Raw genomic sequence first — 13374 nt, 5'->3', positions numbered from 1 at the left:
CAACTTCAACCACCATCCCATAAATCCCACGAGGAAAAAACATCATGCGTCGCGTAATCCTATCCACCATCGGTACAAGCTTACTAACCAACCAAATCAACCGCGCAAACCCAGACGAAAAAGATTGGTACTCCCACCTGCGAGACACAGCCAATCTCAACGAACAAAAAACACCAGAAAACGTCAAAAATCTAATTTCCATCCTCAAACAAAGAGCTGATGCACAACTATCCAGTGCAAAAATTCCCCAGATCCGCCGCGCCAGTGCTGAATTAAATGGTATATATGGTGTTTACCAAGAAGATTTTAGTCAAGGAAAAGAAGATTACCACTTTCTCATCGCCACAGACACAATCCAAGGAAAAACAACCGCGCAAATTGTCGAAGATTTTCTTAGAAAACAAGGTTTAAATAATATTAGCATTTATGCTCCCCCTGGACTTTCTACTGCCAGTACAGAAGATTTTTCTACAGGAATTGATGACTTGATCGTCTGGTTGCAAAAAACGATTCCATCCTTTAAAGCAAATAAATACAAGATTTATTTTAATTTAGTCGGTAGTTTCAAGAGTTTACAAGGTTATCTCAACACTATCGGTATGTTTTACGCCGATGAAATAATTTACATCTTTGAAGGAGAAAAATCTGATTTAATTACAATCCCTCGCTTACCAATTTCTGTCGATACTTCCTTAATTCAACCCCACACTATGCAGCTAGCCCTATTAGATGCTGGTGCTGGACTTTCTCGCCAAGAAACAACCGGAATCCCCGAAACAATGCTCGCAGAAGTTGATGGAAAAATGACTCTCTCTACCTGGGGACAGTTAATTTGGAATCAGTGTAAAGATGATTTACTTAGTGGCGACTTAATTCCTTTTGCAAGATTGGAATATCAAGACACTTTTCGCGCTGACTACAACAAAGTTAAGGAAAAACACAAAAGAGTTAAATTACAAGAAACTCTCGCCACAGTTACACGTTTATTAGACGAGTCAAACGGTGATACTGCGATTCTCAAACAACATGGAGGAATCCAGTACGATAGGTATGTAAATATGAATAATATTGATCATTTCCGAGTCACCCAAGGTATACGTGTTAGTAACACTGTTGCTCACGGTAAGTTGATATTACGTCGCTATGGTTTGGAGCCAGATGTAAATAACAGTCCTTGATTTATATCAAACGTGGGTATCTTGCCCGCACTACAATAACTTCACGTTTTTCTCTTATACAAGAGATCTGCACATCAGCTTATCATTTATAACTTTTATATAACTGAAAACCTTTTTTGATTAGGAAAATAAATAACTCCATTGTAAATTTTGTCAAGTAAACCTGACATTTCAGATTTTACGCTACGGATTGACAATACTTTCAGCCTGCGGTAATTTAATAATCTTGGGCGACGTGTGACAAATAAAATTAAGGTATTTGGAACCCTTATGATTACGTTGTCTGATTGTAAAGAGTTTAAGGCTAAAAGCAGCAGCTTAACACAAGCATTTATACGTCGTTTTCATACGGTTGACATTAATAGAGTAATGCGTATGTAGGTTTGCTTTTGTCTTTTAGTTGCTTCGCTGTACCTGGTATGGAGATCGCAGCATTCACCCGTTTCCAACTAATCCGACTTAAAGCAGTCGGCGCAAGGAACTAGACCTATCCAATTTAGAATTATTAATAATAGGTTTCCAACTAATCCGACTTAAAGCAGTCGGCGCAAGACCGTCCCCTAAAACCCTTGCAGGGTAAGCATTCTACAACAGATTTTGGCAGATGTCAAAAACAGGTTCATTTCAGCTACGCTTATTGATATAAATTGTTATTTACCTCCGAAATCAAAACGCTCAAACCATTTGCCTATCTAGGTTTCAACGATTTTGGCAGAACCCCCCTAGTTTTGGCTCCCACTTAAGGTTGCCAAACATCAAGTTAGTTAATGGTCATTATTTTAAAGCGATTCGCTTCTTTTTGTCGAGATTTTTTATCTTATTTTACCTACAGCAGTTTTGAAACAAATGAGGTACAGCGATAGTGGAAGGGCAAACGCCGTTTGCCCCTACGAATGTACCTCACGCACCTCGAAGGAGCTTTCAACCTTGTGCCTCTCTCGCTTGACGCAGTTGAAAGCGTAATCTTTCAATCACAACTTTCCTTTCAATGCCTTCTCGTCTATCTAACTGTTCGATGGCTACTTGAACTTTTTGCCCCGTTTCTTCTATCCATTGCTGATAATTCTGTTCCCGCTCTAAGAGGATATGTGATAAGTTGTCCTATTATCTCAACAAAGGTTGATTGCGCCATGATAGATGTAGGATTATTTAACAGTTAGACAGAGGATAGCCTATGCAAAGTGTAACGCTAAATTATCATGTAGGTGACGATGGCATATTACATCTAGACGTTCCTGTAGGGCTGCAAAATGCTGATGTAGAAGTTACAGTTACAGTGCAGCCTGCAAATAGAACTATGGAAGAAGAAGTGCTACAAGGAAAAGGATGGCCACCTGGCTTTTTTGAAGAAACTTTTGGCTCTTGCAAAGATGACCCTATAGTGATTGATTCTAACGGTGTATTTGATGACAGTGAAGAATTAGCATGAGGTTTTTACTTGACACTAATGTCTGTGTTAAATACCTTAATGGTGAGCCTATCGGACTTCGACGACGTTTACAATCTGTCGATTTGAAAGACATAGCAGTCTGTTCTGTCGTCAAGATGGAGCTATTTTATGGAGCGATGAAAAGCAGAAATCCTGATGCATCTTGGAGGAAGCAGCAGAGTTTTCTTAAAGTTTTCGTCTCACTTCCCTTCGATGATATTGCAGCTTTAATTGCTGGACGAATTCGCGCTCAACTTGCTCATCTCGGTACACCAATTGGCTTTAACGATTTGCTAATCGCTTCGATTGCTTTATCTCATGACCTAATATTAGTAACACATAACATTGACGAATTTAGGAGTGGAAGGTTTGCGTCTAGAAGATTGGGAAGTGCAATAATGGCTCCTGAGTTTGCCAACCATCAAGCTAGTTGATAGTCAATATTTTAAAGCGATCGCTGAGACTCCCTGACTCAAGTATCAAGGCGTGCGCTTGGAGATGCGTCTTACAATAAATTTAAGCACTGATGCCTAAGTTTACCTAAGATTTTGATAGTGCGCCCCGGTGTGGATATTTTTCAAAAGCAATTTCAAGGGAAGAAACTGCCTACACCGTACACATGCTTCTTGTAAAAGTGTAGTTTTCTTCTTTGAAGCCGAAACGCTTACGCTCTTGAAAGAATATCTCTTGCATTCCTTGAGTATAAGGTCGCAATAAAGCTTGCTGTTGTGAGTTGACTCGACGGATAATTTCATCACCCAATAGTTGACACCATTTTTCCGTCAGTTCCCATTTTATTTCCACACCCTCTACAACCATCACACACAAAGGAAGGAGTTCTTGCTCTATTGGTGATAAAGTACCCTCTAAAAAACATAACCATAAGTAGGCTTGAAACATAGTTAGGTCGCGAATACAAGAGTGTTCTATACCTGGATCGTTCAAACCTCCCCTACGGCTATGATGATCCGGGAGCAATTGGGCAAGTTGACGGTGAACAGTTCGGGCAATGTCGTCAGCAGCAGGAAACAGTTGCTTGACAATGATAAAGTGTGGCGAATCTAACTCATATTTCGCAGCAGCATAACAAACTCGTTGCCAAGGAGTAGAGACTTGCTCCTCAACAAATCTTAAGTAAGGATTCAACAAAACTTTCTCAGCATCTGTCAGCTTATTGCGTATTAAGTTATTGGTAAAGTTCAATTGTGAAGTCATAAAGCCAAGAGCACGCCAGTCTTTTGAGACTTGGTGTTGCTCTTGAAATATCATCAATGTTGGTTCTAGGGCGTATACTAGTTCGCTAATATGTGACATACTGAATCCACAAACAGAATGAGTTTCAAGTTCTGTTGTTGTGAAAGCTTGTTCACTAAGAGAATGCTGTCGGTAGATTTCCAGTAGCTTCTTATAAATTCGGAAAGCAAAATCAGTGATCCGCCTTGCCTCCTTTAAATCTAAAATATTACCTATGTAGTTATATAAGGTTTTAGTTTGTATCCATGCCATCTTACAGTTAAGATCCAGTACATGATCCTTCAATTTATTAGCAGTCAAGGTTCGACCTTCCGAGGAGCTAGCTTCTAATAATAAGGTATGACTGGATAGAGAAAACAGGTCAAGTACGTAACGCTGTGACCAAAGCTTGCGTAAACATTCCACAGATGGAGTCTGAACAGTTTGAGAAGTTTTTAGCATATATTTTCCCTATAACGTTGCTGATGACCTGAGCTATAAACTTCGTGATGCTTTTAACTCATACCCTTGAGAGTAGTACAGATAAACCCTTGAGAAAATCTATTTTTTCTATAGATAGAATATTAGATTATAATGGATAGAAAATTCAAGTTATTCTGAAATCTAAAAACCAGTTTTAACACAGCTAAATAACTGTTATTAGTATTACCTCTGATTGATATAAACCTTATATAAGGGTTAAAAATATTGACGAAAAGAAGATTTAAATTGAAACTAAGAATGAATATAGGAAACATTAACAGAAATCATATTTAATTTTTGAAATACACGTAGGGTGCGTTAGGACGAAGTCCGTAACGCAACGTTCCAAGGGTTCGGTGGGGTTACCAATTTTTGTAAGAGCGTAGCCTCCGGCTTCTCGCAATGTTTCCAACTAATCCTACTTAACGCAGTCGGCGCGAGCCAGATTCACGACGGTGGACAGAAAATTCAAGGCTGTTTCCAACTAATCCGACTTAACGCAGTCGGCGCGAGTTTGCAACGACAAAGTGATGGATTTTATGTAGACAAGTTTCCAACTAATCCGACTTAACGCAGTCGGCGCGAGTCTACTTGCAGAGTTTTTGTATACAAGTAAGTGGTGTTTCCAACTAATCCGACTTAACGCAGTCGGCGCGAGTATGATGTGGTTAAGAAGTAAGTTGTAATTTTTTCTGTTTCCAACTAATCCGACTTAACGCAGTCCGCGCGAGTCATCGACAATAATTATCCTGCTAAATTCAATACAGTTTCCAACTAATCCGACTTAACGCAGTCGGCGCGAGCTGGCAATCGATAAGGTTATCCCCTGGGGCGAAATAGCGTTTCCAACTAATCCGACTTAACGCAGTCGGCGCGAGTCTGTCGCCTGAAACCCTTACAGAGCAAAGACTCCACAAGAGGTTTTGGCAGAAGTAAAAAAGAAGTTCGTTTCAACCACGCTTATTGACATAAATTATTATTTACCTCCAATATCAAAACGCTACAACCATTTCCCTATCTACCTTTCAACGGTTTTGGCAGAACCCCCCTAGTTTTCACCCTCGCTTAGGCTTGCCAAACATCAAGCTACTTAACAGTCACCATTGTAAAGGCGATCGCACGTTTCCATCAACTTAATGTTTCTCCTGTTTTTGCTGAACTTCTTCTTGTTGAGCAGTAAATTGATCTGGCGTGGTACCTGCTCCTAAACTGATCTGACCAGATAGGGTTTTTCCTTTAACTTCACCTTGAATCTTAACCCGACTATTACTACAACTAGGAAACGCTGGAACTGTTCCCTCTAAACTTATCTGTTGATTAATCAGACTACCATCTAGAGAAATTTTCTTTTGAGCAGCTTTTAGTTTAGCGTTATCCACAGGTAATAAAGAGCCACTCAAGTATCTACCAGATTGCTCAATGTTTAACACCACTGCTGAAGTTTTTAAACAAGGTGGTAAATTTGAAGCCTTAAGCGGGTAGTTACCATCAATTGCGGCTGGAGCCTTAAGATGATCTGTTCCATAAGCAGTCACAACGCCAAATAGACACAGAACCGCCGCAATAGCGCCACCATAAAACGCTAGAGTTTTAACGTTTAAATGATTCATGACACACCAACTCCAGATCCATCTATAGCAAGATCAGCATTTGCACTTGAAAGCACAGAAGCGAGGTTAGAGGTTACCTGACTGTAGCGACGGGTAATTAGTAACGAGGAGCGACATTCAATTGCTAGTTCGTCTGTGTAACGCCCCAAAGTTTGACGCTGTATTCCCCAAGCGCTGCTGGTTCCAGCAATTGTTAAATCAACAGATGCGGATGCTTCTACCACAGCATGAATAGGTTCTGGTGCTTCGATAACCTGAAGGTTCATGCGATCGCGCAATGTTGTAGGTAAATGCTCCAACATTGAACTATACTCATCGTCAAATTCAGTCTGAGTTTGCTCACCATGGGCAACCCGTAAAATAGTGAGACGACGCTGATCGCTATTAATTAAAAGCCTTAAAGCGATTTCCAATCCTAGCTCATCATGGATACTAGCAGAGTAAGGCACTAATAAGGTGTCTAAACGTTCCTCTCCCTTGTCTATAAACACCGCCACATCGACTCGCCCAGTACTCAGAATTTGACCTACTCGCCCACCCAGACGATTGCTACTAAAAGCTGGGCGATGCCATCCCATAATAATTAAATTAGCTTGCTCAATTGTAGCAATCTGTGCAGTTTCTCGTGCTACATTATTGGTCGTGCGAATAATGGGACGTATAATTTGACGAGTTTGCGGAAGTTCCAGACTTTGAATTAATTCTTGCATGTCAAACCGACGCTCTTGAATTAATCGATCTGCCTCAGCTGGTGTGCTACCAAAAGCATAGTTTTCTTCTATTTCAATCAGGCTGAGCGGATGAACAATTGAGTGTTGCAATCGATCACCAGCGATCGCGACTGCCAATCTCATCAAACCTTTCTGTGTATTGGGATTAGCTATTGGTACTATAACCCGATAAGGATTGACAGGACAATCTTCTATCTCTTCAACCGCTTCTTGTTCTATATCGTCAAGCTTGATGAGCTTTTTCGGATAAGTCCACTCTAGTAGGGGTGATGTCATAAAAGTTGTTACCAGCGCCATAATTACCAGCATGGTGAACAACAACGGCGAGATAACCTTTAATTCTAACCCAATATTAAGAACAATCAGCTCAGTCAAACCGCGAGTATTCATCAACCAACCCAGCGCTGAAGCTTCCCGCTTTCCAATCCCGCCAACACGAGCCGCTACATATGTCCCTATATACTTACCGCTAATTGCTACTAGGACAACAGCAGCACACAGTAACCAAAGAATTGGTTTATTGAGCAAACCAATTTCTGTCCGCAGCCCGCTGTAAGCAAAGAAAATGGGTAAAAGAATCGTTAGAACAAAGTCTTCTGTTTTCTCAGCTAATTCCTTCACCAGTTCCGGATTTTTGGGCATAGCTGCTCCCATTAAGAAAGCGCCAAAAATCAGGTGAATACCAATTGTTTCTGTGATCAGTGCAGAAATGATAACGCTAGCATAAATTGCAGCTAGGGCAAACTGAGTAAACCGCCTAACTCTTTGGTGGTAGGTGGCGACTCGTTGTAAAAACCAACGCCCCGCCGTTGCCATAAACCCAATGTATAACATTGCATAGATAATTGTTGGCAATGCACCGCTCATGCTGTTGGTTTTAGCGACTGCGATCGCTACTGCCAGAACACACCAAGCCGTAACATCGTCCACAGCCGCACAAGTCAGTGCCAACGTTCCCAAACGTGTTCCTTGTAGGTTATTCTCAGTAATAATCCGAGCTAGTACCGGGAAAGCTGTAATTGACATAGCTGCTCCTAAAAACAGAGCAAAAGCTGTAAAAGATACACTAGCACTAGAAACTAAAGGATAAAGAAGCAGAGCTAGTAGAGTTCCCATTGAAAAGGGTACTAAAATACTCACATGAGAAGTTAGAACTGCTACTTCCATTTGACCCTTAAGATATTTTGGGTCTAGCTCTAAGCCAATCAAGAACATGAAAAATATCAGCCCTAGCTGAGACAACACGTTCAAGAAGGGAACGGCGGTAGGTGGGAATAGGATAGCAGCTTGTTCTGGTGCAAGCCAACCAAACAAAGATGGTCCCAGCATAATTCCTGCGACAATCTCGCCAATCACCAGTGGTTGTTTTATTCGCTGAAATCCCAAACCTACAAGCCGCGACAGACCAATAACAATTAGCACTTCAATGAGAACGAGAATGACTGTCTGCATAACTTCCTTAATAGTTAAAAATGCATATAAGCTGTAATCAAGATCGTTGAGTTATATTAAGCAGTTAATCCCCTCTTCATTATCTTTAAATTGAAAGACCTATACCCAAGTCACTACACTTACAGTATAGGGTTCTCGCATCTCATCAACACAGCTTTTAGAACCCGTGCATAACTGATGCAAAATCTCGATAATTTGCTTTGCGGTTTTCCTTTTCCGGAAAAACCGAAGTTTTTGGCTTTCTTGTGGTCAGTATCGCAGGATAGATAGTCGCTTTCAATAGTTTAGAACAGCATTACTCTAGAAATTGAATCACAAAGCTCACGGTTAAGCAAGCTGAGCATATTACACAAGTGTTTTTCCTGAGAAAAACGCATTCCCACGAAGGCTTTTAACAAAAAGAACAAACTTTTTTTATTATTTTCTACAGGATTGCTTTCTATAAGAATGTGTTAATATAAATTAATCTTTCGTACTTTTTTCTACTCTTTTTTACGTATTTTTACTAGTTTTTAGCTAACTTTACCAAAACTTTAATTTCAAAAAACCTTGATTTTATGTATTCCCACTGAAGATATTTATGCCGAAACAGACGATTATTAAATTGATCTATCAATCCTGCTATTTGGGAGTTTTGTAGATTATTTATTGAGGAGACGCGGCGAGAAGCGATGAATTTATGGGCTTCAAGGAAGCAGAAATTCTTTTGCGTCCAAAAATAAATTCACCGTTTTCAACCATGTGTTCTTCGTTTTGGATAAGACAATTTTTTCTTCAGATGTTTGCCTCTTCTTTGATATACAGGGCATCACTCTAATTGCTGAGCATTTGACAAATCACATTAGAGCTGGTAAACATTCTGTAACGTTTTTGAATGTTGCTTTATTTCGGATATCAGCAAAAAATGGATTAACGTCCATTATGTTGTATATCAAAACACTGCGACATAGTTACTGTATCAGGGAAATATCTACCAGTGCTAACAACTTGGCCAGAAAAATACTTAAGCGGAGTTGGATAGAGAGTAGTCTCTTAATTCAGTAATCATCAAAAACCTATTGCTGTGTAACTTTTTCTACCCTCTGTGTCCAGGAGGAGAAGATAGTAGCGTAGCAGCATTTTTCAGTTGGAATCATCCTCTCCCATATCAGGGTTGAGGAAGAGGTTTCTGTGGAGACTCCTCAGTGATTATTCCAACGACGGCAAACAGCTGTTTTTTTTAACAATTCTGTAAATAACTTTGATATAAACTACTCAGGAGTATTTGGAAGGATGGCCAAAATTCAAGATGAGCAATTTCTGCATTCTGATCTGATCCTTTACACTGAACCCGAGCTATACGACGCTGAAGAACAACGCGAAACACAGACTCGTAACAAGAGTAATGACCTAATCTTTTCCGAAGTAGGGCTAAATATAACACATTACTCAAAAAAAGAATCTGAGATCGAGGTTGTCAGCGTAGTAAGCGAAAAACCGCTCTCTCCAGTGTTACCTCCAACTCAGACTGCTGAAAGTAGCGCCAAAACATCGCAAAACCGGACTTATGGGTTCAGGCGATGTGGTCGTCTGAGTGAGTATTGAAGTCAAATAGGGCATAGGGCATAGGGCATAGGGCATAGGGTACTAACGACTGAGTATATACTGGCTCAGGAAGGTAATTTATACTTTCTCTGTTCTCCATTCCCCATGCCCCATTCCCCGTGCCCCGTGCCCCATGCTATACTGGGATGGGAGCTAAACCATGCAAAGCTCGAACAGCGTTAATACAGCGTGGGCAATCACAACCAAACAACTTGATTGCTTCGTCGCTTTCTTGGTCGGAGAATTTTAACTCAGCAATTTGATTTGGTTGAGATGAGGCTACACCTACCTGTTGATTGGGTACACGGTTAGCAGTATTACTAGCCTTGATACATACCAGTTTATGGGTTGCTACGTGTGGGTGTTCTACACACGCATTATGATTTCCGGCTTGATTTATTGTTGGATCTGCGTGGGCTGGTTTGGTCATCATGACCATAGACATAACAGACCCAAACACTATCTGGCTAGAAAGTAAGGTCAGGAGGAATTTTTTGTTCATTAATTATATTGAATAAAGATTACAGTAATTATCTTTACACCATCAAAGGTTAATGATCAGCAAGATTTACGTTTAGATTCTTATCGCTAAGCTTTTCAACAGAATTAGGCAGTTATCTTGGGTGTAATGTACGATGAATACATTCTCTCGCTAAAGTGGTAAAAGGTGACAGTAGTTTTTGGCAAGAGTTATCTGTCAGCAACCACTTGCACAATTTGTCCATTATTTGATTTTTTACAGCTTATGAATCCTGCCCTGTCTCAAATCGGCGCTCAAATGTCCCACCTGACTGGCGTCAGAGCTATTATGAAGGACATTATCGAAACGTTGCGAGCTGGTGAGGGGCAGCAATTTATTAATTTGAGTGCTGGTAACCCGTTGATTTTGCCTCAAGTAGAGCAGTTATGGCGGGATTGTACAGCACAACTACTGGCTAGCTCAGAATATGGTGAAGTTGTTTGTCGCTACGGATCAAGTCAGGGTTATGCACCATTCATTAAAGCGATCGCCAATGATTTTAATCAACGATATGGGTTGAACCTCACGGAACGTAACATCCTAATCACCCCAGGTAGTCAAACTCTCTATTTCTACGCTGCTAATGCTTTTGGTGGTTATACCAGTAGCGGGGAATTAAAGAAAATTGTTTTGCCTCTGAGTCCTGATTATACAGGTTACGGCGGTGTCTGTTTAGTACCAGAAGCGTTAATTGCCTACAAACCAACTCTAGATATTGATGCAGAAGCGCACAAGTTTAAATATCGCCCAGACTTCAGCCAGTTATCAATTTCAGAAGACACAGGTTGTATTATCTTCTCTCGTCCCTGTAACCCAACCGGTAATGTTCTTACAGATGATGAAGTGAAAAAAATTGCAGAACTGGGTGCGTCTTTTAATGTGCCAGTTTTAATTGACTCTGCTTATGCTCCTCCTTTTCCATCATTGAACTTTACTCCAATGACGCCAATATTTGGTCAGAATATCCTGCATTGTATGAGTTTATCAAAAGCAGGATTACCAGGAGAACGTATTGGTATTGCAATTGGTGATAAACAATTAATTCACGTTCTGGAGTGTTTCCAAACAAATGCTTGTCTCCACCCCTCGCGTTATGGACAGGCGATCGCCGCTTATGCTGTAAACTCTGGAGAGCTTGCTGCAATTTCTGAGAACGTTATCCGTCCTTTTTACCAGAATAAATTTACTGTTCTGGAAGATACTTTATTTGAAGCTATGCCGAAGGACTTACCTTGGTTCCTACATCGTGGCGAAGGAGCAATTTTTGCTTGGTTGTGGTTGGAGGATCTACCAATTACTGATTGGGAATTTTATCAGGAACTCAAGCAAGTAGGAGTCATTGTTGTACCTGGTAGCACTTTCTTCCCAGGCTTAAACCAAGAATGGGCACACAAGCACCAGTGTTGCCGTATTAGTTTAACAGGTAGCGATGAAGAAATTGCAACTGGAATGCAGCGTTTGGCAAAAGTCGCTCAAAAAGTTTATCAGTATTCCGCCGTTAGTGCTTAAATACACCAACACATGACTAATTCTGATGAATGGTTAGAAATTGGTACTATTGTTGCACCTCAAGGATTACGTGGGGAGATGCGGGTTTATCCTGATACAGATTTTCCTGAGAGGTTTGAAGTACCAGGAAAACGGTGGTTGTTACGACCAGGCGAGACGCAACCCGAACCTGTAGAATTGCTAGCAGGACGTTATATTGAAGGGAAAAACTTATACGCAATCAAGTTAGCTGGTGTAGAGAATCGCAACCAGGTAGAGGAGTTGCGCGGTTGTAAGTTGATGGTGAGGGCTTGCGATCGCCCTCAACTAGGAGAAGATGAATATCATGTTCTAGACTTGATTGGTACATCTGTATTCATGCAGGAATCTGGTGAATTCGTTGGTACGGTTGTATCCGTGCTCAGCGCGGGTAATGATTTGTTGGAAGTCGAGATGCATCAACAAGGAGAATCTAAAATCCAAAAAACTGTTTTGATTCCATTTGTGAAAGCGATCGCACCAATCGTAGACTTAGAAGCTGGTCGTATTGAAATCACACCACCGTTAGGATTATTAGAAATTTAACAGAGAAATTGCAGTTAGTGTAGCACTGTTACACCCAATCGCGATAAGCTGCAATTTCATTCACGCTAATTTCAAAAGGCAAACCTTTTCCGAAAGGCGGATAAACACGAAGTTTGGCACTGCTAGCAAATCGCTGTAGTCTATTCCCAATCCGTGGAATATTGCTAACTATATGCCAATAAGTTACAATATCAGGGGCATCAATTACGAGCATTAATGTATTGCCATCCGTGGTGATATACCACTGGGAATTAGATAACAATGCTCGCGTGATGTGATCACTAGCTTCAAAAAAACATCTTCCGGTAGATCGCTCTAATTGCCAACGAAGCATCTTATCGATTCCAGATGTCTCAGTTGGCGGTAAATCATCTGCCGGAAGGAAGGATTTATTCATCATAACTCTTTCTCGGGTGTTGCGGGTTAGAGACCCTGATTAGGGGTTGGGAGAAATAAATTTTCAGATTGCAACCATTTGCAAATCCAACCACAAACGTGGATCTCCCTGCTTTATCTTTGACATTGGGTCTCGCAGTAGTCGTGTAGCATTTAAAAAGACTACCTGAGCTAGTCCCATATTTTCTGCTACTTCTCTAAGCACGTGTTTTTGCGCTTGCACATAGGGCTTTATTCTATCAGAGCAATAAATTCCTATATATTGCAAGCGTTTAGGAGGTCGTCCCCAATAACAGGTGATTACTTTCACATAACAACCGTCAAGTAACTCACCCAATTTTGGGTAATAGTGATTGACGACCCTTATAAATTCTTTAGCCAGGATGTCTTCACTAATCATGACAAACTTTATTTATGTAGGGTATGTCACATTAATTAATATATCATATTTTAGCTATTTAATGATTATAAAATAATAAATTATTCAATTTTTAAAGACTAAAAAAAGAGGTTAGTTAATCTTTTTTAGCACCTCTTTTTTGTATAAAATTTTCAGTAAAAAATTCAAATAGGAGTCAGGAGTCAGGAATCAGAATATAGGAATAAGAATTAATTAGATTGAGAATTAAACACCATTAAACTGCATTCATTTTTAAATGTTTTAGATTTCAAACATCTTTATTGA

The 13374-nt window shown here is 40.3% G+C and carries 12 protein-coding genes and 1 CRISPR repeat array; of the genes, 6 read left to right on the top strand and 6 right to left on the bottom strand.

The window, feature by feature from the left end; genetic code table 11:
• Window positions 1-44: 44 nt before the first annotated feature.
• The 3 genes from G4P69_RS16910 (at window position 45) to G4P69_RS16900 (ending at window position 3041) form a co-directional block, all read left to right on the top strand.
• Window positions 45-1178 carry a CRISPR-associated protein gene (locus tag G4P69_RS16910; RefSeq protein ID WP_208350612.1) on the top strand — a complete coding sequence of 378 codons (1134 nt, stop codon included), beginning with the start codon at window positions 45-47 and terminating at the stop codon, window positions 1176-1178.
• A gap of 1174 nt (window positions 1179-2352) precedes the next feature.
• On the top strand, window positions 2353-2607 hold the full coding sequence (locus G4P69_RS16905; RefSeq protein WP_208350611.1) for a hypothetical protein: 255 nt from the start codon (window positions 2353-2355) through the stop codon (window positions 2605-2607).
• Window positions 2604-3041: a type II toxin-antitoxin system VapC family toxin gene (locus G4P69_RS16900; protein WP_310833959.1), complete on the top strand. Its 438-nt coding sequence runs from the start codon at window positions 2604-2606 to the stop codon at window positions 3039-3041. The genes G4P69_RS16905 and G4P69_RS16900 overlap by 4 nt, the downstream gene beginning before the upstream one ends.
• Window positions 3042-3213: 172 nt before the next feature.
• Here G4P69_RS16900 and G4P69_RS16895 read toward each other — a convergent pair whose 3' ends face one another.
• From G4P69_RS16895 to G4P69_RS16885, 3 genes are all read right to left on the bottom strand, one after another.
• Window positions 3214-4302, bottom strand: coding sequence for a hypothetical protein (locus tag G4P69_RS16895; protein WP_208350610.1), 1089 nt, complete (start codon window positions 4300-4302; stop codon window positions 3214-3216).
• A 425-nt stretch (window positions 4303-4727) separates the two neighbouring features.
• A CRISPR array of direct repeats spans window positions 4728-5202; the repeat unit is 38 nt; unit sequence GTTTCCAACTAATCCGACTTAACGCAGTCGGCGCGAGT.
• Between the two features lie 254 nt (window positions 5203-5456).
• The gene (locus G4P69_RS16890) at window positions 5457-5933 is read right to left on the bottom strand and encodes a hypothetical protein (protein ID WP_208350609.1); all 477 of its coding nucleotides are present in this window, start codon (window positions 5931-5933) and stop codon (window positions 5457-5459) included.
• Window positions 5930-8116 carry a cation:proton antiporter gene (locus G4P69_RS16885; protein WP_208350608.1) on the bottom strand — a complete coding sequence of 729 codons (2187 nt, stop codon included), beginning with the start codon at window positions 8114-8116 and terminating at the stop codon, window positions 5930-5932. Before G4P69_RS16885 ends, G4P69_RS16890 begins: the two co-directional genes overlap by 4 nt.
• 1272 nt (window positions 8117-9388) lie before the next feature.
• On the opposite strand from G4P69_RS16885, the gene G4P69_RS16880 reads away from it, so the two are divergent.
• Entirely contained in the window at window positions 9389-9700 is a 312-nt protein-coding gene (locus G4P69_RS16880) for a hypothetical protein (RefSeq protein ID WP_208350604.1), read from the top strand.
• 136 nt (window positions 9701-9836) lie between these two features.
• Here the strand turns inward: G4P69_RS16880 and G4P69_RS16875 are convergent, their stop codons facing one another.
• The gene (locus G4P69_RS16875) at window positions 9837-10202 is read right to left on the bottom strand and encodes a hypothetical protein (RefSeq protein WP_208350603.1); all 366 of its coding nucleotides are present in this window, start codon (window positions 10200-10202) and stop codon (window positions 9837-9839) included.
• 243 nt (window positions 10203-10445) lie between these two features.
• Between G4P69_RS16875 and G4P69_RS16870 the strand changes: the two genes are divergently transcribed.
• Both G4P69_RS16870 and rimM read left to right on the top strand, forming a co-directional pair.
• Window positions 10446-11729, top strand: coding sequence for a valine--pyruvate transaminase (locus G4P69_RS16870; RefSeq protein WP_208350620.1), 1284 nt, complete (start codon window positions 10446-10448; stop codon window positions 11727-11729).
• Between the two features lie 12 nt (window positions 11730-11741).
• Entirely contained in the window at window positions 11742-12293 is a 552-nt protein-coding gene (rimM, locus tag G4P69_RS16865) for a ribosome maturation factor RimM (protein WP_208350602.1), read from the top strand.
• 28 nt (window positions 12294-12321) lie between these two features.
• On the opposite strand, the gene G4P69_RS16860 is transcribed toward rimM, so the two are convergent.
• The gene (locus G4P69_RS16860) at window positions 12322-12690 is read right to left on the bottom strand and encodes a hypothetical protein (protein ID WP_390692399.1); all 369 of its coding nucleotides are present in this window, start codon (window positions 12688-12690) and stop codon (window positions 12322-12324) included.
• A 63-nt stretch (window positions 12691-12753) separates the two neighbouring features.
• Window positions 12754-13089: a hypothetical protein gene (locus G4P69_RS16855; protein ID WP_208350597.1), complete on the bottom strand. Its 336-nt coding sequence runs from the start codon at window positions 13087-13089 to the stop codon at window positions 12754-12756.
• Window positions 13090-13374 lie beyond the last annotated feature (285 nt).

It is taken from the genome of Aetokthonos hydrillicola CCALA 1050 (assembly GCF_017591665.1).
Classification (GTDB): Bacteria; Cyanobacteriota; Cyanobacteriia; order Cyanobacteriales; family Nostocaceae; genus Aetokthonos; species Aetokthonos hydrillicola.
The sequence above is the reverse complement of the archived record's forward strand: the minus strand, read 5'-3'. Positions and strand labels throughout refer to the sequence as shown.